This is a genomic window from Halosegnis sp. (genome assembly GCF_042216475.1).
In the GTDB taxonomy this organism is placed as follows: Archaea; Halobacteriota; Halobacteria; order Halobacteriales; family Haloarculaceae; genus Halosegnis.
The window spans coordinates 15,430-40,453 of the sequence record NZ_JBDGTV010000013.1 but is presented as its reverse complement, the minus strand read 5'-3'; the positions used below and the strand labels follow the sequence as shown (position 1 = coordinate 40,453).

The 25,024-nt window shown below is 67.1% G+C and carries 26 protein-coding genes; 15 read left to right on the top strand and 11 right to left on the bottom strand.

What is annotated here, in order from left to right; translation table 11 throughout:
* The 3 genes from ABEJ63_RS08770 to glpK form a co-directional block, all read right to left on the bottom strand.
* On the bottom strand, nucleotides 1–1,176 hold the full coding sequence (locus ABEJ63_RS08770; protein WP_375795987.1) for a Cdc6/Cdc18 family protein: 1,176 nt from the start codon (nucleotides 1,174–1,176) through the stop codon (nucleotides 1–3).
* Nucleotides 1,177–1,316: 140 nt separating this feature from the next.
* Nucleotides 1,317–2,399 carry a hypothetical protein gene (locus tag ABEJ63_RS08765; RefSeq protein WP_375795986.1) on the bottom strand — a complete coding sequence of 361 codons (1,083 nt, stop codon included), beginning with the start codon at nucleotides 2,397–2,399 and terminating at the stop codon, nucleotides 1,317–1,319.
* 2 nt (nucleotides 2,400–2,401) lie between these two features.
* Nucleotides 2,402–3,940 (bottom strand): glycerol kinase GlpK, encoded by a 1,539-nt coding sequence (gene glpK / locus ABEJ63_RS08760; protein WP_375795985.1) that lies wholly within the window; start codon nucleotides 3,938–3,940, stop codon nucleotides 2,402–2,404.
* Nucleotides 3,941–4,464: 524 nt separating this feature from the next.
* On the opposite strand from glpK, the gene glpA reads away from it, so the two are divergent.
* The 6 genes from glpA to ABEJ63_RS08730 all read left to right on the top strand — a co-directional run bounded on the left by glpA (nucleotide 4,465) and on the right by ABEJ63_RS08730 (nucleotide 10,155).
* A complete protein-coding gene (gene glpA, locus ABEJ63_RS08755; RefSeq protein WP_375795984.1) occupies nucleotides 4,465–6,195 on the top strand; it encodes an anaerobic glycerol-3-phosphate dehydrogenase subunit GlpA in 1,731 nt (576 codons plus the stop codon).
* On the top strand, nucleotides 6,185–7,459 hold the full coding sequence (gene glpB / locus ABEJ63_RS08750) for a glycerol-3-phosphate dehydrogenase subunit GlpB (protein WP_375795983.1): 1,275 nt from the start codon (nucleotides 6,185–6,187) through the stop codon (nucleotides 7,457–7,459). The genes glpA and glpB overlap by 11 nt, the downstream gene beginning before the upstream one ends.
* On the top strand, nucleotides 7,456–8,823 hold the full coding sequence (locus ABEJ63_RS08745; protein WP_375795982.1) for an anaerobic glycerol-3-phosphate dehydrogenase subunit C: 1,368 nt from the start codon (nucleotides 7,456–7,458) through the stop codon (nucleotides 8,821–8,823). Before glpB ends, ABEJ63_RS08745 begins: the two co-directional genes overlap by 4 nt.
* A 58-nt stretch (nucleotides 8,824–8,881) precedes the next feature.
* Nucleotides 8,882–9,259: a methylglyoxal synthase gene (locus ABEJ63_RS08740; protein ID WP_375795981.1), complete on the top strand. Its 378-nt coding sequence runs from the start codon at nucleotides 8,882–8,884 to the stop codon at nucleotides 9,257–9,259.
* 345 nt (nucleotides 9,260–9,604) lie between these two features.
* Nucleotides 9,605–9,877, top strand: coding sequence for a ribbon-helix-helix domain-containing protein (locus ABEJ63_RS08735; RefSeq protein ID WP_375795980.1), 273 nt, complete (start codon nucleotides 9,605–9,607; stop codon nucleotides 9,875–9,877).
* A gap of 101 nt (nucleotides 9,878–9,978) precedes the next feature.
* Nucleotides 9,979–10,155 carry a type II toxin-antitoxin system RelE/ParE family toxin gene (locus ABEJ63_RS08730; RefSeq protein ID WP_375795979.1) on the top strand — a complete coding sequence of 59 codons (177 nt, stop codon included), beginning with the start codon at nucleotides 9,979–9,981 and terminating at the stop codon, nucleotides 10,153–10,155.
* Between the two features lie 124 nt (nucleotides 10,156–10,279).
* On the opposite strand, the gene ABEJ63_RS08725 is transcribed toward ABEJ63_RS08730, so the two are convergent.
* Both ABEJ63_RS08725 and ABEJ63_RS08720 read right to left on the bottom strand, forming a co-directional pair.
* A complete protein-coding gene (locus ABEJ63_RS08725) occupies nucleotides 10,280–10,600 on the bottom strand; it encodes a chorismate mutase (RefSeq protein WP_375795978.1) in 321 nt (106 codons plus the stop codon).
* Nucleotides 10,558–11,403, bottom strand: coding sequence for a shikimate kinase (locus ABEJ63_RS08720; RefSeq protein WP_375795977.1), 846 nt, complete (start codon nucleotides 11,401–11,403; stop codon nucleotides 10,558–10,560). Before ABEJ63_RS08720 ends, ABEJ63_RS08725 begins: the two co-directional genes overlap by 43 nt.
* A gap of 128 nt (nucleotides 11,404–11,531) precedes the next feature.
* Here ABEJ63_RS08720 and ABEJ63_RS08715 point away from each other — a divergent pair, with 128 nt between their 5' ends.
* Together ABEJ63_RS08715 and ABEJ63_RS08710 are read left to right on the top strand one after the other, a co-directional pair.
* Complete coding sequence (locus tag ABEJ63_RS08715) at nucleotides 11,532–11,957, top strand: DUF5796 family protein (protein WP_375795976.1); 426 nt, start codon at nucleotides 11,532–11,534, stop codon at nucleotides 11,955–11,957.
* Entirely contained in the window at nucleotides 11,957–12,196 is a 240-nt protein-coding gene (locus tag ABEJ63_RS08710) for a hypothetical protein (protein WP_375795975.1), read from the top strand. Before ABEJ63_RS08715 ends, ABEJ63_RS08710 begins: the two co-directional genes overlap by 1 nt.
* Here the strand turns inward: ABEJ63_RS08710 and ABEJ63_RS08705 are convergent.
* Nucleotides 12,190–12,324 (bottom strand): hypothetical protein, encoded by a 135-nt coding sequence (locus tag ABEJ63_RS08705; protein WP_375795974.1) that lies wholly within the window; start codon nucleotides 12,322–12,324, stop codon nucleotides 12,190–12,192. The two genes, ABEJ63_RS08710 and ABEJ63_RS08705, sit on opposite strands and share 7 nt — an antisense overlap.
* 167 nt (nucleotides 12,325–12,491) lie before the next feature.
* Between ABEJ63_RS08705 and ABEJ63_RS08700 the strand changes: the two genes are divergently transcribed.
* From ABEJ63_RS08700 to tpiA, 3 genes are read left to right on the top strand one after another with little or no spacing between them, the layout of a single operon-like run.
* Nucleotides 12,492–14,606, top strand: coding sequence for an AAA family ATPase (locus ABEJ63_RS08700; RefSeq protein WP_375795973.1), 2,115 nt, complete (start codon nucleotides 12,492–12,494; stop codon nucleotides 14,604–14,606).
* Nucleotides 14,607–14,660: 54 nt separating this feature from the next.
* Nucleotides 14,661–15,197, top strand: a complete 537-nt coding sequence (locus ABEJ63_RS08695; protein WP_375795972.1) for a multiprotein bridging factor aMBF1 — start codon at nucleotides 14,661–14,663, stop codon at nucleotides 15,195–15,197.
* Between the two features lie 48 nt (nucleotides 15,198–15,245).
* Nucleotides 15,246–15,887: a triose-phosphate isomerase gene (tpiA, locus tag ABEJ63_RS08690; protein WP_375795971.1), complete on the top strand. Its 642-nt coding sequence runs from the start codon at nucleotides 15,246–15,248 to the stop codon at nucleotides 15,885–15,887.
* Here the strand turns inward: tpiA and ABEJ63_RS08685 are convergent.
* The 4 genes from ABEJ63_RS08685 to ABEJ63_RS08670 all read right to left on the bottom strand — a co-directional run bounded on the left by ABEJ63_RS08685 (nucleotide 15,876) and on the right by ABEJ63_RS08670 (nucleotide 19,999).
* On the bottom strand, nucleotides 15,876–17,657 hold the full coding sequence (locus ABEJ63_RS08685) for a helicase HerA domain-containing protein (protein ID WP_375795970.1): 1,782 nt from the start codon (nucleotides 17,655–17,657) through the stop codon (nucleotides 15,876–15,878). The genes tpiA and ABEJ63_RS08685 overlap by 12 nt on opposite strands.
* Nucleotides 17,658–17,717: 60 nt before the next feature.
* The gene (locus ABEJ63_RS08680) at nucleotides 17,718–18,008 is read right to left on the bottom strand and encodes a hypothetical protein (RefSeq protein ID WP_375795969.1); all 291 of its coding nucleotides are present in this window, start codon (nucleotides 18,006–18,008) and stop codon (nucleotides 17,718–17,720) included.
* A 150-nt stretch (nucleotides 18,009–18,158) separates the two neighbouring features.
* Nucleotides 18,159–19,394 carry a DNA polymerase IV gene (gene dinB, locus ABEJ63_RS08675; protein WP_375795968.1) on the bottom strand — a complete coding sequence of 412 codons (1,236 nt, stop codon included), beginning with the start codon at nucleotides 19,392–19,394 and terminating at the stop codon, nucleotides 18,159–18,161.
* Between the two features lie 110 nt (nucleotides 19,395–19,504).
* Nucleotides 19,505–19,999 (bottom strand): hypothetical protein, encoded by a 495-nt coding sequence (locus ABEJ63_RS08670; protein WP_375795967.1) that lies wholly within the window; start codon nucleotides 19,997–19,999, stop codon nucleotides 19,505–19,507.
* Between the two features lie 71 nt (nucleotides 20,000–20,070).
* Here ABEJ63_RS08670 and ABEJ63_RS08665 point away from each other — a divergent pair, with 71 nt between their 5' ends.
* On the top strand, nucleotides 20,071–20,571 hold the full coding sequence (locus ABEJ63_RS08665) for a hypothetical protein (protein ID WP_375795966.1): 501 nt from the start codon (nucleotides 20,071–20,073) through the stop codon (nucleotides 20,569–20,571).
* Here ABEJ63_RS08665 and ABEJ63_RS08660 read toward each other — a convergent pair.
* Nucleotides 20,484–21,857 (bottom strand): RNA-guided endonuclease InsQ/TnpB family protein, encoded by a 1,374-nt coding sequence (locus ABEJ63_RS08660; RefSeq protein ID WP_375795965.1) that lies wholly within the window; start codon nucleotides 21,855–21,857, stop codon nucleotides 20,484–20,486. The two genes, ABEJ63_RS08665 and ABEJ63_RS08660, sit on opposite strands and share 88 nt — an antisense overlap.
* A gap of 93 nt (nucleotides 21,858–21,950) precedes the next feature.
* Here ABEJ63_RS08660 and ABEJ63_RS08655 point away from each other — a divergent pair, with 93 nt between their 5' ends.
* From ABEJ63_RS08655 to ABEJ63_RS08645, 3 genes are all read left to right on the top strand, one after another.
* A complete protein-coding gene (locus tag ABEJ63_RS08655) occupies nucleotides 21,951–23,645 on the top strand; it encodes a hypothetical protein (protein ID WP_375795964.1) in 1,695 nt (564 codons plus the stop codon).
* A 46-nt stretch (nucleotides 23,646–23,691) separates the two neighbouring features.
* The gene (locus tag ABEJ63_RS08650; RefSeq protein WP_375795963.1) at nucleotides 23,692–23,895 is read left to right on the top strand and encodes a hypothetical protein; all 204 of its coding nucleotides are present in this window, start codon (nucleotides 23,692–23,694) and stop codon (nucleotides 23,893–23,895) included.
* A 96-nt stretch (nucleotides 23,896–23,991) separates the two neighbouring features.
* On the top strand, nucleotides 23,992–25,017 hold the full coding sequence (locus ABEJ63_RS08645) for a PfkB family carbohydrate kinase (protein ID WP_375795962.1): 1,026 nt from the start codon (nucleotides 23,992–23,994) through the stop codon (nucleotides 25,015–25,017).
* The last annotated feature ends 7 nt before the right edge of the window (nucleotides 25,018–25,024 follow it).

Genomic DNA, 25,024 nt, shown 5'->3' with positions numbered 1-25,024 from the left:
TCACTGGCGGAGGTCGTAGAGCCGCCGGAACGCAGTCGGCGGGAAGCGAAGTTCGACGCGACTCGGTGGACGGCCTTTGCCGTCGTGGTCGGTCGACTGAACCCGCTCGACGACGCCGACCTCTGCCATCTCGTAGAGGAACCGCTTGACTGTCCCGCGGGTGAGGTCGACCGACGGACGACTGCTGATGGCTTCGGTGGTCGCCGTCACGGATTGGCGGTCCGTCTCGTCGAGATCGACGAGTTCGCGCAACACGAGTTGCTTGTTCGCCGGAAGAGCAAGCACCCGGCCTAACGAGACACTCGGGCATGGGATCTCCGCGAATGCCGTCGCGACGTCCTCGTCGGTGAGCCGCGTTCGGGACGCTGCCCTGGCGGTGTCAGCGGCGACGAACAGCGCCGCGAGCGCGTCGTGGGCATTCCCGTCGGCCCACTCAGCGATGTCGCGAACGAGGTCGTGGTCGAGCGCCCCTCGTGTGAGTCCCTCCGATGCCCGGGTCATCAGCACGTCGACAAGCATCTGGCGCTGGTATCGGTTGATGCGGACCGATGTGGCAGTGTACTCGGTTAGCGGAACCGCCTCGGGAGTCTCCCGGCCGATGGCCAGCCAGCTCACCTTGCTTGGAAGCCCGGCCAGGAGGTCGACGAGCGTCTCCGTGTCGGTCGTGTCCGGCTCGCCGACGTGGTCGATTGCAACGACGACACCGGTTCGCGAGTCGGCGAGCACCTCGTGGATTCGGCTCCGGAGGTCGCCCGTGCTGACGCCGTGTTCCGGCACCGGGTCCTCGACGAGGGCGTCGAGAATCTCTCGGTAGAACGCAAACTCGCTTGTCGTCATCCGGAGATCGACGTAGACGAAGCCAGGCGCGGTCGGAGACGCTGCGCGGGTGCTCGTGTGGATGACCGACCGTGTCTCGGTCGACAGTTGCTGAAGGTGGGAGAACAGCGAGATGACGATAGCGGACTTGCCGCTCCCAGGTGGCCCGTGTACGTACGCGTTCGGCGGGAGGGTGCCGTCGAAGACCGGATCGAGGATGTCGAGGAGCCGCTCGAAGGCGGGCCCTCTGTTCGACGGTTCATCTGTGTGGGCGACGGGTGACAGCGCGTCGTAGTTCTCCACTATTCGGGGGCCGGTGTCCCGTCGTTGTCGTCGTTTAATGCGCGCGTCGATGTCCATGGTATGGCGCTATGATTGTTATCGGAGGTACAGTGCACACGATAAAAAGGCCGTGGGTGTCGGAGGGCGGTGCTACAGACCGGGGAGCGGCTGCGGTCGGCCGCATGCCGTGAAGGGGGACCACTGACGTGGGCGGCTGGTCAGAGGTAGCCGGCGTTCGGTAACACCCCTGCGATTGCCAGAATCCCGACGACGAGCATCGCGAGTGCGATAGCCATCGCGGGCGGGTCGACGTGGGTTCCCGAGTGCGAGTAGAACATCCGCTGTGTTACCTCACCGAGGAGCCCGCTGATGGCACCGAAGAGGCCGGCAGCGACCAGCGCGACGACTGGACCCGAGGTGGGCAGGAAGACCACTGCCCCCACGGCACCGATGAGGGTGATGTGGTGGGTGACGGGAATCTTCTCGACGCCCAACTGAAGGAACAGCAGGCTCATCGCCGAGATGGCGTAGCCGAGGAAGATGCTCCCCGTCTTGATGTAGATGTAGCCGGCAAGCACGCCGCCGACGAGCCCGATCGTCGCGACCCCCGGCCACTTGTACTGGTGAGGGAGCCACGGTTCGGTCGTCAGCCGCTCTGCCTGGACGCCCCCGTCAGTCACGGTCCGCATCTCCTCGCGCTCGAAGGGAGACATGTCGAGGATGTTCGAGCCGCTGACCTGGCCGACGAGCGGGTAGCCGAAGGCCACTCGGGCGAGGAACGCCGTCGCCACGACCGACATCGCAATCGTGTCGATCAGGCCCGTCCCGCCCACAGCGAGGACAGCTGCACCAACCTGGCTGATGAGCATCCCAACGAAGCCGAACACCGCCCCCACTGCGAGGATGTCCGGCTTGGTCCCGAATGCGTACAGGATGTTCTTCCCGAAGTGGTAGTCCCAATCGTTAGGCTCCATCTCGGGGTACTTTTTGCCCGCGTACGCAGAGGCGGCGACACCGCCGGCGAAGGCGATATGCGGCCCGGTAATCGCACCGAACCCGAGGACGCCCGTCACTCCGGCTGCGAGTTCGCCGGGGTTGATCGCACTCACTGCACCGCCCAGTTCACGCTGTAGGATTCCGAGCCCCTCGCCGAGGAAGACGACGAATCCGGTGAAAATGAACGCTGGGAGGGCGCCGATAGCCGCGCCAAAGGCGCCGCCGGCCAGTGCCGTGATGGCCAGCAGGATGAACGCCTCCCACTCCATTCCGATGACCGGAACTTGGAGGATGAAGTCGTACATGCTTACTCCTCCTCCTCCTGTGCCCAGTTGAGAGAGCGCTCGACGGCATCGTCCCACCGACTGTACATCCTGTCGGCGTCCGAACTGTCCATCTCGGGGGCGAACTGGCGGTCAACCTGCCAGTTAGACCGGAGTTCGTCGACGGTATCCCAGTAGCCGACAGCCAGCCCTGCAGCGTATGCGGAGCCCAGTGCCGTCGTCTCGTCGACTTCGGGCCGAGCAATATCTGTCTGGATGATATCCGATTGAAGCTGGCACAGGAAGTCGTTCTTGACTGCGCCGCCGTCGACCCGCAGCGTCGCCGTCTCGACACCGGAGTCTGCCTCCATCGCCTCCGCAATATCACGCGTCTGGTAGGCAATCGATTCCAGCGTCGCGCGAACCAGATGTTCCTTGCGAGTGCCGCGGGTCATCCCGACGATGGTGCCGCGGGCGCGCCCATCCCAGTGCGGCGCCCCAAGCCCGGTGAATGCCGGGACAACGTAGACGCCTTCAGTGGAGTCGACAGAGCTGGCAAGTTCGGCCGTCTGAGCAGCGTTCTTGATGAGGTCAACGTCTTCCAGCCACTCGATGGCCGCCCCGGTGACGAAGATCGACCCCTCGAGCGCGTACTGGACCGGCTCGCCAGACATCTGGAACCCGATGGTCGTCAACAACCCGTGATCAGACGACACGGCCTCGCTACCCGTGTTCATCAGGTAGAAAGAGCCCGTACCGTAGGTGTTCTTCGCGTCGCCAGCGTCGAAACACGTCTGCCCGAACAGTGCCGCCTGCTGGTCGCCCAGCGCGCCCGCCACGGGCACCTCGGCGCCGAGGAAGCCGTCCGGGTCGGTGTGACCGTACAACTCTTCGTCAGACGAGGGCCGCACCTCCGGAAGCATTGCCTCAGGCACGTCGAACTCCTCGAGGAGTTCTGGGTCCCACGAGAGCCCCTCGATGTCGTACAGCATGGTCCGAGAGGCATTCGTGACATCTGTGATGTGGTTGCCGGTCAGGTTGTAGATGAGCCACGCGTCGATCGTGCCCATCAGCAATTCACCGTCCCGGGCACGGTCGCGGAGGTCACGCGAGCGGCTACTCTCCAGTTTCAGTGGCTCGGCGTTGTCGAGAATCCACTCCGTCTTGGTCGCCGAGAAGTACGCGTCCGCCTCGAGACCGGTCTTTTCGCGAATCTCTTCGACCTTGCCGGCGGCCTCAAGCTCCTCCACGCGGTCCGTGGTCCGGCGATCCTGCCAGACCAGGGCATTGTGGACCGGACGACCGCTGTCGGCATCCCAGACGACGGTGGTCTCCCGCTGGTTGGTGATACCGAGGGCCGCGAGCTGCTCTGCGTCGATTGCTGCATCTCTGAGGCCAGCTTGAACGACATCTTTCGTGTTCTCCCAGATTTCCATGGGGTCGTGCTCGACCCAGCCGGGTTCCGGGTAGATCTGTTCGTGTTGTTCGTAGGCGTTGGCGACGACTTGCCCGTCGTGATCGAAGATCATGAAACGGGTGCCGGTCGTCCCCTGATCGATAGCGCCGACGTATGTGCTTGGCATGGTGTGTCCTCTCCGTCCGGCGGCAGTTTACTGATGGGGCCGCCTTGCCGATGAACAATAGACCGGCCCACAATAAATGTTACCCACACTCACACTTTTGGCGGTAAAGTCGCGATTCTGGTCGTGAGACGCTAATATTCATCTCCACTAAGGTGATACTTCGGGGTGGCGGGCGCTTTGGTACCGGGTTGAGTTGCCATAGTGGCGACACGCTCAGGATGCCAGTCGGGCCGCCCAATCGGTCGGACACGCGTTCCCGGCCGCCACTGCTTCTGTCCAGAGTAGCAAGCCGCTCCGTGCCAGGCGGAATCCCTGTCAGCATCTGTAGGGCCGACATAGCGGCTCTCGGGCCCGAAACAGCCGAGGTGGGCTGGCGCGCGGCTGCTGACTGGTCGCACGGTTTGCTGCCCAGTCGGCCGCACAACACGGCCTGTCTCCCGGTCGCTGCGGAGAGAGTCTAATTTACTAGCCACTCGGGACTACCGATGAAATGAAGTGGGTCCGCTCGAATGTGACGACCACACATGGTGTCGCCACCACACGTCGCCGTCATCGGCGGCGGGTCGACCGGGACGGGCATCGCCCGTGATCTCTCGATGCGCGGGCTCGACGTGACGCTCGTCGAGCAGGGGAATCTCACCCACGGCACGACAGGCCGGATGCACGGACTGTTACACAGCGGTGGCCGCTACGCGGTCGCCGACCAGGCGAGCGCCACGGAGTGTATCGAAGAGAACCGCGTCCTCCGAGATATCGCAGCCCACTGTGTCGAAATGACTGGCGGGCTGTTCGTCAAACGGCCCGAAGACTCCGAGGCCTACTTCGAGAAGAAGTTACGCGGCTGTGCCGCCTGTGACATCCCCGCGGAGGTCGTCTCTGCCGAGGAGGCTCGGGCGATGGAGCCACACCTGGCAACGGACATCGACAAGGCCATTTCGGTGCCGGATGGCGCTGTCGACCCGTTCCGGCTGGTGGTAGCCAACGCCGCGAGCGCACAAGAGCACGGCGCGCGGATCGAGACCCACTCGGAGGTGACCGACCTGGTCGTCGAGGATGGCGAGGTCGTGGGCCTCACCGTCGACCACGCGTCGGGGGCCGGGCGTCGCGTCCACGGCACCGAAGGGGGTACCGAGACGATTCGGACCGACTACGTCGTCAACGCCACAGGGGCCTGGGCCGGACGTATCGGCGATATGGCCGGCGTCGACATCGAGGTCCGCCCGTCGAAAGGTGTGATGACGGTCATGAACTCTCGACAGGTCGATACCGTCATCAATCGCTGTCGGCCGAAAGGCGACGCGGATATCATCGTGCCCCACGAGACCACCTGCATCCTCGGAACCACCGACGAAGAGGTCGACGACCCCGAGGACTATCCTGAGGAGCAGTGGGAGGTCGACGCGATGCTGGACACGCTCTCCGAGCTGGTGCCGATGCTCGCGGACGCCCGCACAATCCGGTCGTTCTGGGGCGTCAGACCACTCTACGAGCCGCCGGATGTGGGCAGCGATGACCCGACGGACATCACGCGGGATTACTTCCTGCTGGACCATGCCGAACGGGACGGCCTCGCTGGCATGACGAGCATCGTTGGCGGGAAGTTCACTACCTACCGGATGATGGGCGAGGAGATTAGTGACCACGTCTGCGAGAAGTTCGGCATCGATGCGGCCTGTCGGACGGCTGACGTGCCGCTGCCGGGCAGCCAGGAGTTCTCCGTGCTTCGCGATTACATGGATGAGTTTGGACTCCGGTCGCCGGTCGGCCGCCGAAGCGTCGAACGGCTCGGCTCTCGGGCCGAGGAGGTCCTGCAAACTGACGGCCCGAATCCTGTGGTCTGCGGCTGTGAGGGCGTGACGCGCGCGGAGATCCAGGATGCTATCGCCCAGTCGGGGTCGGATCTCAATGCCGTCCGCATTCGGACCCGCGCCTCCATGGGGAACTGTCAGGGCGGGTTCTGCTGTCACCGGCTGGCGAGTGAACTCCACGAGAGCTACGACGAAGTGACGACCCGGTCGGCCTGGGATGAACTACTGACAGAACGCTGGACCGGCCAGCGTCACGCACTCTGGGGCGAACAACTCTCACAGGCGATGCTGAATTACGCGCTCCAGGCGACGACGCAGAACCGCGACCGCGATCCCGCTGACGGCGACCCGGTCGAGTTCGACGCCTTCGATAGCGGCCCTAATCGGTCGGGCGGACAGGCGCCCACGGGCGTAGCGACCGACGGGGGTGGCGACCGTGGCGATTGACTCGGACGTACTCGTGATTGGTGGCGGGCTCGCCGGCCTCACGAGCGCGCTGGCAGCGGCGCGGGCCGGCGCAGACGTCCGGCTGGTCTCCTACAAGCAGAGCACCCTCAGAAACGCCTCAGGGCTGATCGACCTGCTCGGCTACACGCCTACCGGCGATGGCCCGCTTGTCGACCCCTACGCGGCGATTCCGGAGTTGCCGGATGAACACCCTTACCAGACGGTCGACATCGAGGGGGTCCGACAGGCGATGGCGCTGTTCGACGATGCGGTTCCGAACTACCGGGGCGGACACACCGACGAGAACGCGCTCGTGCCCACACACGGCGGCACGGTCAAACCGACCGCACGCTACCCCGCCGGGGCCAGCGCCGGGCTGGCCAGCGACACCCGCGACGCGCTGCTGGTTGGCTTCGAGTCGCTGGTCGATTTCGATGCCGCCCATGTCGCCGCCCATCTCCGGGCGGCCGAGGTTCCCTTTGGGGTTCGGGGTGTCACGCTCTCGTTCCCCGGCGACCTCAAGGCGGACGCTGCGGTCACCAGATATGCGAAGCTGCTCGACACGGACGGCGATGTCACCGTCGACGGCCAGCCCCGCCCGGTCCGGGACGCGCTGGCGCGACGCGTCGCCGCACACTTGGACGGTGAGGGCCGGGTCGGCTTCCCGGCGGTCCTCGGTGACGACCATCCCGGGGAGGTCCGGGCTGCGCTGCGCGAGCGGCTCGGCGCCGACGTGTTCGAAGTGCCGATGGGCCCGCCGTCGCTTCCGGGCCTCCGGCTCGAGGATGCCCTGTTTGCAGCGCTGGCCGAGGCGGGCGGTCGTTACGAGACCGGCAATCCCGTCGTTGACTACGATGGGACCGACCGGATCGAGACCGTCTACATCGAGAAGAACGGCGCCCGTATCCCGAATACCGCCAACCAGTACATCCTCGCGACCGGCGGGCTGGTGGGCAAGGGTCTCGAATCCGACCGCGAACGCGTCTACGAACCCGTATTCGACTGCCCGGTCGACCACGCGACTGACCGCTACGAGTGGTTCGAGGCGGAGCCGTTCGGTGATCACGCGTTCGCTCAGTTCGGGCTCGCGACGGACGACGACCTCAGACCGACCGACACGACGGGTACGGTCGAGTTTTCGAACCTGCGAGCCGCCGGGTCGGTGCTTGGCGGGTACGACTTCGCTGCCGAGAAATCCGGCGCCGGCGTCTCCATCGCGACCGGCTATGCCGCTGGCCAGCAGGCCGCGGCGGAGGCACAATGAGCGACGCCGACGCGCCGCCCGAGTTCGATCCTGCGGCGCCCAATACCGGCGAGTCGTTCGAGCCTGTCGACGTGTTCCCCGACAGCGACGACTTCGACCTCCGGCCGGGGTCCGACTCCTGTTACAAGTGTTCGACCTGCGATACGAACTGCCCGGTCGCGGCCGTCGACGACGACTTCCCCGGCCCGAAGTTCCAGGGCCCCGAACAGTGGCGGCTCAAACAGTCCGACGACGACCATACCGTCGACGAGTCGGTGATGGACTGTTCGAACTGTATGCGGTGTGATAACGCCTGTCCGTCAGGTGTCCCGCTCTCGCAGATGCACAACACCGCCCGGGGCGAGTATGTCAGCGAGGAGATGTCGAAACGCTCCATCAAGTACTGGCGCAACCGGCTGCTCGCGAACTACCGGACGTCAGCGTGGCTGGCGAGCAAGGTCCCCCGGGTTGCGAACGCCGCGATGAACTTCGGGCCGGCCCGGTGGCTGCTGGAGAAGACGATGGGCATCACCAGTGAACGCGAGTTCCCTGCCTTCGCAACGGAGACCTTCCGGGAGTGGTGGACCCGTCGGGGTGGTGCGGCAGCCTCGCGAGAGCGAGCCGCAGAGCAGCGCGACCGCCGGGGAGAGCCAGACGCAGACAAACGCGTCGCCTACTTCCACGGCTGTTATGCCAACTACAACACCCCCGAGGTCGGTAAAGCGATGGTTCGCGTCTTCGAGCACTTCGGTTACGAGGTGGTGGTGCCCGAGCAGAAGTGTTCCGGGACACCGATGTTCGCGAACGGCATGCTTGCCGACGCGCGGCGCCACGCCGAAATCAACATCTCGTCGATGGCAGACCTCGTCGACCAGGGGTACGATGCCATCGCCTCCTGTACCTCCTGTTCGATGGCACTCCGCCAGGAGTACCCCGAGCTGTTCGACATCGAGGGAATCGATGATGTCGCGTCCCACACGTTCGAGGCCGTCGAGTATCTCCGGATTCACGAGGACGTTCGTGAGGAGATCGCCGCTGCCGACGTCGATGACGAACTCGCCGCGGAGTTCGCCTACCACGCGCCGTGTCACGCCCGCAACCAGGGACTCGACCGGCAGGCCGTCGAGTTGTTCGGCGACCTTGAGGGAGTCACCGTTGAGGATGTCGGCGACTCCTGTTCGGGCATCTCCGGCACCTACGGCTGGAAGACCGAAAAGTACGATACGTCGATGGCTATCGGTGACGAGATGTTCGACCACATGGAAGCCGCAGAGGGAGAGACGGGCATGACGGAGTGTCCGACCTGTGCCATGCAGATGGAACACGGCACGGGCTACGACATCCGCCATCCGCTCGAATTGCTCGAGGCGGCGGTGGTCGGATGAGCCGTTGCCGGCGCCCGGCGGCCCCCCCGACGAGGGCGAACGCGGGGTGCGGCTGACCGTGCAACTCGCACTCATCGCGCACGATGACAAGAAGTCGGCGATGATGGAGTGGGCCGAGGAGCACGAGACACTGCTTCACGAGCAGACGCTCATCGCGACCGGCACCACCGGCGGGCGACTGATTGAGGAGGTCGGGCTGGAGGTCACGCGGATGGCATCGGGCCCGCTCGGCGGCGACCTGATGATTGGTGCGGCGGTTGTGACCGGCGAGTGTGATGCTGTTGTCTTCTTCCGTGACCCGATGACGGCTCAGCCGCACGAACCCGATATCAGCGCGCTCCTGCGCATCTGTGATGTCCACGGCATTCCGTTAGCGACGAATCGCGCGAGTGCGACCGCGCTGCTGGCCGGCCTCACGGCGAGCGAATCGAGGTGAGCACCACCACGCTTGGCCCTGCAAACGAGCACGCCCAGTGTTTGCTGCGGTCAAGGCGGTGATGGCTCGGGGACTCGTCCCAAGGTGGTTTTCTCCCCGGAATCGCGACGGGCTGCCGTCCCACAGCGTTCGGCGGTACGACAGCGAGAGCGGGGCGAAAGCCTACACCTCAGGGGCGGGAGGAGGTTAACGACTCTCTCGCTGTTCCACTTTGTTCAGGTTCTCGACTGGTGTAACAGATTCCGAGTAAATTGCCGCTTTCTTCGCTGCCGCCGGGTCGAACGTCACTTTGATCACTCCGCAGGGAGCCGAACCTTCTTGTGTAGTACTAATGTACTACAAGACATGGCTCAGTCCGACACCGCTGCCGACGGAAACGACGAAAAGGTCAACCTTCGCCTTCCGAAGGATTTCCTTGCCGACCTGGACGAGCGGTGGCAGGAACAGGGATACAACTCGCGCTCGGAGTTCATGCGCGAGGCCCTGCGCGACGCGGTGTACGGGACGCGCCTCTCGAAGCGGGCACTCGAAGACTTACTGGAAAGTGAGCGGCAGTTCGACGAAGGTGAGACGGTGAGCGCAGAGCAGGCCCGCGAGCGATTCGGTACGGATGAGTGACGATGAGTGGACGTGGGAACTCTCCAAGCGAGCGGCTGGCGGGCTCGAAGCACTAGACGCCGAAACACAGCAGCGAATCCTAGATAAAGCTCAACGACGTAGTGTCGGACGAGTTCCGTGAGCCGCCGGACTTCGCCAAGCCGTTGACCGGCGCGAAGCCGTGGCAGTCGTTGCGGGTCGGTAATTACCGGATTATTGTGCAGTTCGACCGCGAAACACGAGTGATGCAGGCCGGCGCAGTTGGCCATCGTTCGTCCATCTATGACGAGTTCCCCTGATGGTGCTTCAGAGTCACTGTGCTTTGGAACTGTAACGTCGTTCATCGACCCGGAATATGAGAAAGCTAACCGAAGGGATTTGTATCTAAGCGGCAGATATACAGCCTAAAACGCCCATTTCTGACTACCTGCTCTCCCTTTGCTCCACTTTGTTCAGTTCGATGAGGAGTCGGAAGACAGCCTTGACCAGATTCGAGTCGACGCCGAACCGCTCGGCGTTTTCGCCCGCCCGTTCCATCACGGCTGCCTCCTGACTCTCGTCGGTCGTCGGGATGCCGCGGTCGCGTTTGACCGCGGCGATTGACTCGGCGACATAGGTGCGCTGGGCGATCAGTTCGACGATTTCGTGGTCGATACTCCGGATTTCCTCACGCAACTCGTCGAGCTCCATCTCCTCGACGTTCACGTCGGTCGTGCTCCCTCGGTCTGTGTCGTCGTGAGCCATGTGGTACCCTCGTAGTCGTTCCAGTGATCGCGAGCCGCGGTGACGGCCGCCCGCTCGCCAACGGCGACGTAGCTGGGCCCGGTGCCCGACAGCGAGACGCCTGCCACCTCGGGGAGCGCAGCGACCATCGGCTCTGTGTCGAAGTCCAGCGCCGCACAGAAGGCGAACCCGTTGACGGTCATCGCCTCGCCGTACCGTCCCTCACGGGCGAGTTCCTCCACGACGCGGGCTGTCGGCGCCACTCGTTCGCAGCGCTCGACGTCGGCGTCGGCGGAGTAGGCTCGTTCGTCGGGGACGAACACCGCGACCTCCCAGTCGCGGTCCCGGCGGTCCAGCAGTGCATCACGTGTGTTGTCGGTGACGGTGACCCCGCCGAGCATCGACGCGCTGGCGTCATCGAACGCCCCGGTGACGGTCACGCCTGCAGCGCGAGCCGCATCGACACCGAGCCGGCAGGCCTCCACGCGGGTCAGGTCGACGTCTAACGCCGCCAGTGTCGCCAAGACGGTCGCGTTGGCGGCCGCCGACGAGGATTTCAGCCCGCCGGCCATCGGAATCTCCGTCTCCGTGCGGACGTGGCCGCCTTCACCGTCGCCGTGCGCGTCGACGACCGCGCTAACACACGCCTCGATGAGCGTCGTGTCCGCGTCAGGCGCGTCCGCGACAGTTCCGGTGACCGTTCCGGAGTCGTCGAGATCGACAGTCGCGTGGACGTACTCGTCGATGGCGAATGCGCTGCCGCGGCCGGTGGCGAGCGCGTTGAGGACCGTCCCGGCCGCTGGCGCCCGCGCGGAGCCGTGCATTACCGGTATTTCCCCGCCCGGTCCCTAAAGCCGTGGCGGTCGGGGCAGTCGCGTACCCAGCAGACGCCCAGTTCAGGGAAGCGTAACCGTCCCGAGTCGCTTTTGCGGGCCCGCGTGCAACCAGCAGTATGCAGTTCCGGAGCGACGTCGCCCCTGACACGCTCTCGATCGATCTCCGAGAGGAAGGGGTCGAAGTCACCTATACCGACGGCCGGAGCGTCCTCTACCGCGGCGTCCCCACACGGAAAGAGGGGAGTGTCACCACGGCCCCCGGCAAGGACGTCCACGTGCTCGTGACCGATCCCACCGAGGAGGAGGGCGTGCTCGTCTACGTCAACGACCGGGCGACCGACGACGCCATCCTCGAATCGACGGGTGTCGGTCGCGTCATCGTTGAGGCCGGCGAGACAGAGTCATTATTTCCCGGCGTCGACGCCGAGAACGAGGGGTACCGCGTGACGGTGCGGGCGGACCCGGAGGCCGCCCGGGGCCGCGTCTTCGTTTTTGCCGAGGACGAACTGGGCGGACAGTCGTACGAACTGGTGGCCGAGTAATGCCGCTCCAGACACACTGGCGCGACCTCGACCGCGCGACCGTCGGCCAGGCACCCGACGCCTACGGCGTCGTCGAGTTTGGCACCGACGGCACTATCGAGCGCATCGAAGCGGGGGTCGTCCGTGATCTCCTGAAGGAGGCGCTCTCCTACGACGACCACGAGCAGGTGCGCTGGGAGCGGGCCCAGCACCGCGAGCACGCCGCGGAACTAGCGGCCGAGCACCGCGCCCGTCACTGAATGTAACTGGGCTCTTCGCCGTCACAGTCGGCCTCGTGAGCCCGGGCGTCCTCGGCGTCGTCGAACAGCATCCCGCAGCCGTCACACGCATACCAGGTCCCGTCATCCCGCTCCGTCTCTGTGACCATGGGAGGCAGTCGTCCGCTCTCGGATAAACGTGTTACGGCGCCACACACCGCGAGCAGGGCCCACTCCGGACCGGTACCCCACCGCCTTATCGCGGGCGTCGCTCCCGCGTACGGCCGAGACGCTGTGCTACCGCATACTTCAAACCGTCCCGTGCCGAGATTAGTATATGAGCGAGCAGGCGGTCCGGCTCCCGGTGGAGGCGGCCGAGAAGCGCGACGCCGGCCGCGGCGTCGCCCGGCTCCCGGAGGCGGCACGCGCCACGCTGGGCGTGCTTTCGGGCGACACGGTCGTCGTCGAGGGCGACCGGCAGGCAGCCGCGAAGGTCTGGCCCGGCACCGAGTCGGGAATCGTCCGCATCGACGCCGATACCCGCGCGAACGCCGGCGTCACCGTCGGCGACGAGGTGACCGTCCGCCGGGTGGCCGTGTCCGACGCCGACCGCGTCCGTGTCGCGCTTGAGGGCGACGCGCCCGAGAACGCCGAGAAGTTGCTGCGACATGCCCTGCTCGACCGCCCGCTCCAGGTCGGCGACACTATCCGCGTTGAGCGGGCTGGATTGAGCGCCGAAGTGGTCGACACCGACCCCGAGGGGGTCGTCAAGCCGACCGAGGGGACCACCGTGTCCGTGCGCCACTCCGGCGAGCGCAGCGCCCGCCCCACGCTGGCTGCCGACACCGAGGACACGGCCGTCGACGCGCCGGAGCCGACGGACCGAGGGGTCACCTACGAGGATATCGGCGGGCTCGACGAGGAGTTGGAGCTGGTCCGCGAGACCATCGAACTGCCGTTGACACAGCCGGAGCTGTTCCGCGAGGTGGGCGTGGACCCACCGAAGGGCGTCCTGCTGTACGGCCCGCCCGGCACGGGCAAGACGCTCATCGCCCGCGCCGTCGCCAACGAGGTGAACGCTGCGTTTCGCGTCATCAACGGCCCGGAGATCGTCTCCAAGTACAAGGGTGACAGCGAAGAGCGGCTCCGCACGATGTTCGAGGAGGCCGCCGACAACCAGCCCGCCGTCGTCTTTATCGATGAACTCGACGCCATCGCGGGCGAGCGCGACGAGGACGCCGACATGGAAAACCGGCTGGTCGCCCAACTGCTCACCCTGCTTGACGGACTTGAGGAACGGGGGCAGGTCATCGTCATCGGGGCGACCAACCGCGTGGACGCCGTCGACCCCGCGCTGCGACGCGGCGGGCGGTTCGACCGCGAGATCGAGATTGGTGCACCCAGTGAATCGGGCCGTCGTGAGATTCTCGACGTCCACACACGCGATATGGAACTGGCCGACGATGTCGACCTCGACCGGCTGGCGGCCCGGACCCACGGATTCGTCGGTGCGGACGTGCGCACACTCACCCAGGAGGCGGCGCTGGCGGCGCTGCGCGACCGGGAGACCCGCGACACACTGGCGGTGACGCGAGCGGACTTCGAGACGGCCCTCGCAGCGGTCGAACCCTCGGCGATGCGCGAGTACGTCGCTGAAGCACCGACCGTCGACTTCTCCGATGTCGGTGGGCTGGCGGAGGCGAAGGCGACCCTCCGAGAGGCCGTCGAGTGGCCCGCACTGTACGCCCCCCTGTTTGAGGCGGCCGAGACTGACCCCGCCTCGGGCGTCCTGTTGTACGGCCCGCCCGGCACGGGCAAGACGCTGCTCGCGCGAGCAGTCGCCGGCGAGACGGGCGTCAACTTCATCCACGTCGCAGGACCGGAACTGTTGGATCGGTACGTCGGTGAGTCCGAGCGGGCCGTCCGAGAGCTGTTCGACCGAGCCCGGCAGGCCGCCCCCGCGGTGGTCTTCCTCGACGAGATCGACGCCATCGCCGGTATCCGCGGCGCTGCCACCGACGCGGACGTGACCGAACGGGTGGTCTCACAGCTGCTGACCGAACTCGATAACGCCGCCTCTAACCCGCGGCTGGTCGTGCTGGCGGCGACGAACCGCCGAGAGGATCTCGACCCGGCGCTGCTCCGGCCGGGCCGACTGGAGACCCACGTCGAGGTGCCAGCACCCGACGAGCAGGCGCGCCGGGAGGTGCTGGCAGTCCACACTGAAGGGAAGCCGCTCGCAGACGATGTCGATCTGGATGCGCTGGCGGCCGCGACGGCCGGCTTCTCCGGCGCCGAGTTGGCCGCACTGGTCCGGGAGGCGTCGATGCACGCCATCCGGGCTGTCGCGGCGGAGCGTGATCCCGAGACGGCCAACGCGCGGGCCGACGAGCTCACACTGACGGCCGACGCCTTTGAGGCGGCGATGGACCGGGTCGCCGACGACGCGTAACCGCTGCGGGCGGCCCGTCGTACGGTTTATACGTCCCGCTGGTGAATCCCTAATATGGTCAACTGCGAGATGTGCGGCACCACGGTCGCCGACCCGAAGACGGTGAAGGTCGAGGGGGCCGAACTCGATGTCTGCGGCGACTGCGCCGAGTTCGGGACCGAGGTGCGCCAGGACACCGGCTCGTCGGCCTCGGCGAAGTACTCCACCGACTCGTCGTCGACAGGGAGCGCCGGGTCGACCGGCGGCTCGTCGGCCTCGTCGGGCAACAGCTCGGGTGGCCGCCGCCGGGATATGTTCGACGAGATGGACGAGGTGGCCACTGACTACGACGACCGCATCCGGTCGGCCCGCGAGTCGAAGGGGCTCTCGCAGGAGAAACTCGCCAACCAGCTCAACGAGAAGGTGGGCGTCATCCGAAAACTCGAGCGGGGAGACACTCTCCCCACCGACAAGGTCCAGCAGAAGCTCGAACAGGCGCTTGGCATCTCCCTGTCCGAAAGCGACGCCGACGACGACTACGAGTTCGACGCCGACTCTGGCGCCTCGACGGGCTCGTACACGCTCGGTGACGTCGTCGAGCGGAAGGACTGAGCGGGCCCAAACGGACAGCTATTTGCGCCATCCGGGCGCGTCGCCCGTATGTTCGTCCTTGTGAATCTGAAGGCGTACGACTGTGACGCGGCCGCTATCGCCCGGGCCGCCGCCGACGTGGCCGACGACGCAGGCGTCCGAGTCGCTGTCGCTCCACAGACGGCCGAACTCTCGGTAGTGGCGGAGACGGGCGTCGAGACGTTCGCCCAGCATGTCTCCCCGGTCGACCACGGGAGCCACACTGGATCGACGCTCGCTGCCGCCGTCGCCGAGTACGCCGACGGTACGCTCTGCAACCACTCCGAACGCCGCCTCCGGCTGGCGGATATTGACGCGGCCGTCGACGCGGCCGGGAGCGCAGGCTTGGAGACGGTCGTCTGCGCCAACAACCCGCGCCAGATTGCGGCCGCGGCCGCGCTTGGCCCGGATGCCGTCGCCGTCGAACCGCCAGAACTCATCGGGACTGGGACGCCAGTGTCGGCGGCCGACCCCGACATTGTCGAGGGGGCTGTTGCTGCCGCTGGCGATGTCGACCCGAGCGTGGATGTCTACTGTGGGGCCGGCATCTCGGCCGGCGAGGATGTCCTGGCGGCCCGCGACCTCGGTGCCTCGGGGGTACTGCTGGCGTCGGGCGTCGCAAAGGCCGATGACCCGCGGGCAGCCCTCGAGGACCTCGTCTCAGGACTGTAGCCGGGAGCCATCTGCGCCCTCGTCGCCGGCCCGGACGGTCGACGGCAACAGGTCGGTTACCCGCGTGACGGCCGCGTCGAGCCGCGCCTCATCGAGTCGGTCGTCGTGAGCCTCGCGGATGCGAGTCCGCAGCTTCGGGCGGTACTCCCCACGGCCAGCGTGGGCGATGAGTCCGCGGGTGCGCAACTGGCCGTTGCGGCGGTACGCGGCCGTGCGGTCGCCGGTGCCACCGGCAGCCACGTGGGCGTCCAGCGGCGAGGCTGGCCCGCGCTCGTTGTAATACGCCAACATCCGCCGAGCGATGTCGTCGAGTGATGTAATCGCTTCGCGCAACTCTGCGACAATCGGCCGGTCGTCGTCGGCCGACCGCGTCGTCGAGTCTGCGAGTCCGACCAGCGGCCCGCCTGCTGCGGCGTCGGCGGACCCGTCTGACAGGTCGCTCCCGGCTGGCGTGTCGCTGGCAGTCGTATCGCCCCCGTCCGTCGCCCCACGCGTCGCTGTGGGAGTGGTGCTGGCGGCGGCGTCGGCCTCGCCCGTGGTCGGCGAGTCGCTTTGCGGCTCGGGCTCGACGTCGCCACGGCCAACCCGGGCTGGTGTCTCTGGGGGCCGGTCGTCTGGCTCGTCTGTGTCTGTGGTCTCAGCCTCGCGTTCGGCGCTCGACGTGACGATCCGGCTCGCGTCGGCGTGGTCTGGCAACTCCGACTGGCGGCCGGTGATGTCGTCCCGGAACGCCCGGCCGGTGGCGTGGGCCATCATTGCTCGCGAGAACTGTTCGGCCATCTCCGAGAGGTCGCGTGCCTCCTCCAGCTCCGCTTCCAGCTGTTTGATGCGCTCGTCTTTGTCCTTCAGCTGCCGTTCGAGTTCCTGGATACGGGAGTCGCGCTGCTGTTCCCGTTCGGTGATCGACTGGAGCTCGCCGACGAGGTCCTCGGAGACGGATTTGAGTTCGGGCCGCTCGAAGTCGTCGAGGCCGGGTGTAGCGCCGGCGTCGAAGGTGCGCTTGCGCTCCATCTGCACCTGTCGGAGCGACTCGCCGAAGTCGCTCATCATGAAACACTCGCCGTCGCCGAGTTCTTCGACCCGCTCGCGGTAGTCGTTCCCGAGGATGCGCCCCGCTACCTTGGTATCGTTCGACCACGTGAGTCGATGCCACAGCAGCCAGTCACACTGTGTGATGAAGTCCTTCTTGACGTCGGCTGGCCGCTGGGAGATGCCGACGATCCCCAGTCCGTGTTTCCGGCCGCGCTTGCCCACCTTCACCAGCATCCGTCCGCACTCGTCCATCCCACCGCCCTCGGGGACGTACTCGTGGATCTCCTCGACGAGCATCAGGAACGGCTGTTTCAGTTTCTTCTCCTTGGCAAACAGGTGTTTCGACACCTCCGTCAGCAGTTCGCGAGCGTCCCGCTCGTCGAGAAACGACGAGACGTCGAGGATGATGGGCACCCCCTGTTCGAGTGCCAGCGAGGCCAGCTTCTCGGCGTGCTCGACGGAGACCTGCAGGTCACACTCGTCGTCGGCGCCCACGTGGAGGATCTCGTACTCCTCTTTCAGCCCGTAGTACTCGCCGTCGATGTCGACACACAGCAGCGAGTAGCCCCGGTCGAGCAGCTTCTCGGCGACGACCGAGGCGGAGTTGGACTTGCCCGAGCCGGACTTCCCCGTGATGAATCCCCGACCCGTGAGGATGTCGACGATGGGCAGTTCGACCGGCGCGCCGACGGCCTCGCCCGCGCTCACCTCGCCGACGGTGATGTGTTCCTCGGCCATGTGGCGAGGGGCGGCCGGCGTCCCGATAAATCCGCGTCAGACGCCCGGCATACCCCTCTGTCAGTCGCCAGCAGCCCGAATCACGTAGTGGTCTGGCCCTTCACCGGCCTGCCGGACGAGCTCGGCCCGCTCGCGCAGCTTCACGACATAGCCTGTCGGTCCGTACTCCTGGACGTGGGCGGCATCGACCCGGACGAGATGGCCGACCACCTGCGCCCGGGGTGGCGCCTGTGCGGCCCCACAGTCGTAGATGGTCAGCAGCTCGCCGCCGTCGGCCGCCTCGTAGACGATGACGTGGGCGTGTGGGGCCAACGCCCAGCGCTCGTCGCCGGTTGGGGCGAGCTTGTTCACAGTAAGATTCGACCCCGGAGCCACATAGCCGCGGCGGTCGACCGCTCAGACCCGCGAGACCGTGCGGCTGCACAGCCTGTCTCCCAGTATACCGTGGCTCTGCCGCGGCTGCCCACGCCGACTGGTTCTGGATGGCCCTCCGGAGCGGGGTCACTCGGCGAAGTCGCCGAACGTGGTCTGGCCGCGAGTCGCCCTGTCCGGGTGCGCGCCCTCCTCGCCGGATTCGTCACTCCAGGTCCCCAGCGAGGGCTGGTCGGCGTCCACGAACGAGAGGTTGGAGACGCGCACGCCCAGCTTGCGCACGCGCTCGTCGGTGAACTCCTCGAGTAGCGCCAGTGCCACCTCCTCGACGAGGTCGGGATCGTCGACCGGCCCGGACAGCGACCGGGCGCGGGTGTTCACGTCGAATGGCGGAGTGACGACCTTCAGCCCGATGGTCTTGTAGAGGGCGCCGGCTGCGCTGGCCCGCTCGGCCACCTCGGCCGCGAGGCGGGCGACGAGTTCCTGTTTGGTGACGGTATCGTCCGTCGTCGAGAGAGCCTTCTCCGAGGAGAGCGACTTCGGCTCACCGACCGGCTCCACCGGCCGGTCGTCGATCCCGCGGGCGTGCCGATAGATGGCGCGGCCCCGCTCGCCGAACTCCGCGGCGAGCTGCCCTGGGTCGGCTGCAGCGAGGTCGTCAGCCGTCTGGATACCCAGTTCTGCGAGCCGGTCGGCCGTCACCGGACCGACACCATGGAGCTGATCGACCGACAGCGGCGCAAGGAAGTCGGCGGCCTCCGACGGCCGGACAACCACCAGCCCATCGGGCTTGTCGGCATCGGAGGCTACCTTCGCGGTCGACATGTTCGGTGCAACGCCGACGCTGGCAGTCACGCCGACCGTCTCACTGATTCGCTCGCGCAGGTCGGCCGCAAATGCCCGGGCCTGGTCCCAGCCGACTGCCGTCACGTCGAGATATGCCTCGTCGATCGACACCGCGCGGACGGTCCCGTCGGGGTCTGCCTGGTCAACGGCATCGTGGAGTACCGTCCGGACGTCCTCGCTCACCGACTCGTAGTAGGCCATGTCGACCGGCCGGTAGAAGCCCGCCGCCGACACGTCCAGCGAGTCGTCCCGGGCGGCCTCCACCTTCCGTGGCAGCCGGTCGAGCGCCTCCGAAATTGGCATCGCACTCTCGATGCCGTACTCGCGGGCCTCGTAGGAGGCCGTCGCGACGGCGCCGATGTCCGTCTCGGGCTTATAGCCCATCCCGACGACCAGCGGTTCGCCCTCAAGGGCCGGTTCCCGGAGCCGCTCGCAGGCTGCATAGAAGCAGTCCATGTCGACGTGACAAACCACCCGGTCGGTGGCGTCGTCGGCCGACGGAGCGAGCGGCCCCTCCATACCCACTGGTAGTCCACCCCGAGGCTTGGGCGTTACCAGAGCGAAGTGAAAGTGGTCGCGGGCGCACAGTGCGTTCGGTGCGAACGCTCACGGTTTCGGCGGCCGGGTGCTCACTCCGATCGGAGGACGGTCACATCGAGCCGCGCGAGGTTTGCCGCGATCGCGTCGGTGACCGGCTCGGCCGGGGCGTACACGGCGGTCGCGACGGCGCCATCGATGGGATGAGCTTCGAGCTGCGAGCGGGCCTCGAAGTGGCGGCCGTAGCCGTCCGACTCCCAGCCGACAGCGGAGTCGAACGCCTTCTCGCGGAAATCTACCCCGTAGTTGGCCGCCGCCTTGGTGTCCAGCGTATCGAGCCGATCGCCCACCTGCGAGAGATCCCGCGCCAACGCCAGCAGGAGGTCTGTCACTGGATACGGCCGGTCGGCGTCTGGGTCGGGGGCGTACGCACCGGGGACTCGCTCCAGGTCGCCAGATTCGGTGACGGTGTACCCAAGGAACCGCGCCACCGGGTCGGCGTAGCAGTGTGCCAGCGCGACCGGCTCGAGCCCACCCCCGAGAGCGGGTGACTCCCCGAACGTGAGCGTCGCAACCAGCCGGCTCATACCATCTGTGGGCGGCCGCGCCCCCTAAACGCGCCGGTCGGCTTTAGTTGGGTGGCGGTGTTTCGGTCGCTATGGCAGAGCGACTGCAGGGGCAGCCGCGCCGGGTCGTGGCCGCCGCAGCGCTGGTACTCCTGATGCTCGGGGGTCTCACGGCGCCAGCGGCGGCCGCGTCCACCGTCGAGGTGGCCGGTGCGCAGACAGGCGTGACGCCGGTGGCCGAGACGGGTGCGGAGGCGACCGCCGACGGGCCGACCATCCGTGAGACACAGACGGTGGCGCTGACGCCGGCGACGCCCGGCAGCCTTCAGGTGACGTTCCAGTACGAGATACCGGAATCCGTCTCGCAACTCCGTGTCCAGGAGTTGACCGCCCCCGCTGTTACCGTCACCGGGACTGACGGCTTCTCTCGGGATGGCGACGAGTACGTCTGGGACGTTGACTTCCTCCCACGGCTGAAGCCGTGGGATTCCTCCGCGTGGGTGATTCAGGCGGTGCCTGAAATAGCACCGGAGGCAAATTTCCCACCGTTGCCGGTGGTACTCCGGTTTGCGGAGTCCTCGTTGGTCTGGTGATCCCGCCGTCGCCAGCGGTGATCGTCCCACTCAAGGCGAGGCACCTCTCGGTGTCCCCTCTCCGTCGTGTTCTCTCGGGAGACCGCGGGCCGAGCCATCGACCCATCGTTCACGTCCGTGTTCGCCAGCAGCAGGTTCTCCGACGCCGCCAGATCACTATGCCCCTCGAACGAGCAGTCGTGGCAAGTGAACAGGTCGCCGTTACGATCTACGTTCTCTCCGCCACAGTCGGGGCAGCGGGAGGAGGAGTCGTACTCACCGACCTCCTTGACCGCGATGCCGTACTCGCCCTCCAACACCTCGCGGAGCCGGCGGCGGAACCGGCCGTGACTCCAGAACTGGTGCGTCTTTTCGTTCACGGTCGCGCTCCAGTGCGCCCGGAGCACGTCCGAGAGGTCGCCGGCGACCACTTCCCCGACGCCGAGGCCGGCCAGCCACTCCGCGAGATCGCGGATGAGGGCGTCCTGCAGGTGGTAGACCCGTTCCGTCCGCTCGCCGTACAGGCGACGGATGCGCCGACTTGACCGCTCGTCGCGGGCGAGGGCTTGTTGCAGAGCGGCGATTCGCTCGGTAGTGCGATGGAAGCGGTGGAACTGGGGGCGGGCGTGGTAGAGGCGCTGGTGCCCGGTGGAGGTGGTGACGGCGACGAGGTTGTTCGCGCCGATGTCCAAGGCCGCCACCACGCCCTCGTCGCTGGACATGGTGGCCAGTGAGTCATCCCGTCTGAGGACAGCTTCGGAGACGGGTTGTCGTGCCCTGAACGCTTCGGCGTCCTGATCGTACACCAGCTCCAACCGGCCCTGCTCTCCACGCCACCGCGGGTCGCCCCGAACTTCGAGGCGGAGGCGCTCGTGGTAGCCGAGGCCGTACTTCTCCTTGAGGTCGAAACCGACCGGAATCTCGAGCCGCGATCGATCGCCCCACTCCAGCGTGTACTGGTCGTTACGGACGAGCGTTTGGAGGTCCCGCTGGCCGCTGTCTTCGTCCGTCCAGTAGCCGGGCGGCGAGGGGTCTTCGCCGTCTTCGAGGAGTGCGAAGAAGCTCCGCCACGCCTCGCCGTTCCGGCGGATGAGTTGTTGGGCGGTCGCAGAGCCGAGAACCCCCTTGTACTTGACGCGGTACTCGTCGGCGTCGACGCTCCACACGTCGCGGCCGTCGAAGAAAGCCTGGCGGCGGTGGTAGGTGAGTTCGTTCCACAGCGCGGCGGACGCATCAAGCACCTCGTAGAGAATCAGCTCATCCCTCTCTCGAAGGGGGCTGACTCGGAAGGTGTTGACCCGCCGCATTACGTCGAAGAGTGTCGTTCTCGGAGGTCGTAAAGGCTGCAGATGCAGTCGGAATCACCGCCGAGCGATGGCACTGTAGGTTGTTGAGCGGGAGTGTCCGCTCACACCCACGGCCAAAGCCGTGGGCTTCCGCTCGTACCGTGTCAGACAGCGACACCCACGATTACGACCACAATCGAAGTCCCGGATGGACGCCGTGAACTCGCCTTCGAGACGGCCAGCGTCGACACCGGCAGCTGGGCAGTGTTTGCCGACTATCCGACATACGTCCGCTGGCGCTACCGCGGTGATGCGCCGACGTTTGCCCGCGAGATGCGCGTCGCCGAGGGGACGACCGGCATCGGCGGCGACATTCTCTACCTCGGCGCCCACACGACCCACGAACGGACGGTCGACGGCCAACGGCAGGTCCTCGTCGTCCCGGCCACCGCGGAGGGGGTCGCCGTCACGGCGACGCTGGACGCACTTGCGAGCGCCCGCCAGCGTCTTGCCACCGCCCCGGGAGCCGAGCCGGTCTACGCGATTGCGCTCCCGGCGGGTGTAGAGACGGCCGCCGCTGGCCGCGCGGACGGGAACGCCTTCTGGGTGGCCGCCGACGCCCGCCGCGACGGGACCACGTGGGTCCACGAGTACCTCCACACTCAGCAGCGGTTCCGGCACGACGACGCGACCGTCTGGTTCACGGAAGGCAGCGCCGACCACTTCGCAGACCTCTACGCCTACTATGACGGCCGGCAGTCGTTCGAGCAGTTCCGTGCGGCCACGACGACCGACGAGGATGCGCTCGTGGTGTTATCGGCGCTGTCGGCACCACGGCAGGGCGCCTATACGAAGGGCCAGCGGGTGGCTGCCGCGCTCGACCAGCGTATTCGGAACGCGACGGACGGGGCCCGGTCGCTTCGGGATGTCGTCGCGCGACTCAATGCCGACGGCGGTGAACTCACCAACGAGCGGATCCGCTTGGCCGCCGAGGCTGTCGCCGGTGGCTCGCTGAATTCGTGGTTCGATACATACGTCGACGGCGCGGCTGTTCCGGACCTCCCTGCGACGCCCAGCAGCTACCGCCCGCTCACGGCTGTCGATACGGATGGCGACGGACTCACGAACCTGCAGGAGACGGAACTCGGGACGGACCCACGACACACTGACGCGGACAGGGACGGGCTCGGAGACACACGCGAGGCAGACGGGCCGACGGACCCGAGACTCGCCGACACAGATGACGATGGTCTCCCCGATGGGACGGAGGCAGACGGACCGACCGACCCGACGGTCGCCGACACGGATGGGGACGGGCTGGCCGACGGCACCGAGCGGGACGCTGGCAGCGATCCGACCGTCGCCGATACAGACGGGGATGGGCTCGCGGATGGCCCAGAGCGGGACGCCGGCACCGACCCCACCACCCCCGATACGGACGCCGACGGGCTGCCCGACGCGGTCGAGGTCGACGGCCCGACGGATCCGACGCGTGCCGATACGGACGGGGACGGCCTGGCGGACGACCAGGAGACTGAGGGCCCGACCAACCCGACCGTCGCGGACACCGATGGCGACGGGCTGACCGATGGTGCCGAGCGGGATGGCGGGTCAAATCCCACACGCGCCGACACTGACGGGGATGGGCTCGCGGACGGCGCCGAGCGTGACCTCGGCAGTGACCCGACGAGCGCCGACACAGATGGCGACGGTTTCCGGGACGCCCGAGAGGCAGCGGCCGGCACCGACCCGACGGAAGCGACTGGGCTGGTGGACTTCTGGGTGGCGCGGCTGTTCGGGCTTCTGTAGTCGACGCCGGCGAAACGGAGTTCCCCGTCGGGGCCGAACACGCGGTGTGCTCGCGAAACTGGTGAACCTTCTGCGCGGCGCGCTCAGGCTCGGTCAGAGTGAGCCCGAACCGGACCCCGAGCCGAACTACGGGCAGTCGGTGACGTATACGGCCTGTCGGGCCTGCAACGAGGGGACGCTCGAGTACGACGCCGAGACGGACGCAGACGTGTGTTCCACTTGCGGGGCACGCTTCCCGCGGACCGAGTGACCGGCGACAGCCGGCCCGCTGGGCCCGGCCGCCCGCGCTGGACACTCGAGCCACGCGCCGACTTTATGCTCGGCCGCGCGTAGCTCTCTCCGACGGATGCCCTACGACGCGCTGTACGCGCGGCTCACCGAGGACCTCGCGGCCCGTGAGGTGTGCGCGCTGCCGGACGGGAGCGTGGACCGCTACTACCACGTCACCGACGCAGCGGGCGAGCGCATCCGCACGCGCGAGGCCTTCCTCGATCGGCTTGCCACGGACGGGACGCGCTCATTGACGCTGGCGCCACAGGGAGTTCGCCCCGGCGGGCAGGCGGTGAACGCAGCCCGGCAAGCGGCGGCGCTGGGGGGAGCAGTCCACCTGGTCGGCCACCTCGATGCCCCGCCGCTGGGGCCGTTCGACTTCCCGACGGTGTCGCTGGGCGAGCCGGCGACGGTCCATGTCCTCAGCTTCGAGGCCGACGACCTGCTCCTGTCCGTCGAGTCCGAAGACCTCCAGACCTGGCGCATCGAAGATGTCTTCACCGCTTTGCCGGCGTCGCCCGAATCGTGGCTCGCCGACAGCGTTCTTGTCCTCCAGAACTGGGTCGGGCTCCCCGGCATGACGGACGCCCTCCGAACGCTTGCGGGACGCGAGCCCACCCCGGCGACGGTCGTCTTCGATCCTGGCGACGTAACCTCGGCCGGCGCGGGGCCGCTCCGCGAACTTACCGAGGCCCTCGGGCGACTGGCTAGAGCTACCGACGTCGTCGTCACCGCCAACGACGCCGAACTGGCCCACCTTGCCGCCCACAGCGACGTGTCGGCAACCGGCCCGGAACGGGCCGCGAAGCTCCGCACGGCGTTGGGCGTCGACGCGGTCGTCCGGCACGGCGAACAGCGGGCCGTGGCCGCCACGGGTGAGCTGACCGTCGTGGAGAACCTCGCTCCCGACCGAGTCCACCGGCGGACCGGGGCGGGCGACCGGTTCGACGGCGCGCTCGCGGCCGGCGTGGCCGCGGAGCTGTCGTGGGACGAGCGACTCGCACTCGCCAACGCCTGTGCAGTCGCGTATCTCCAGACCGGCGAGACAGCGACACGCGAGCGGGTTCGCGACCTGCTGGCCGCTCGGGGCCACGCAGGGTAGTGAACTG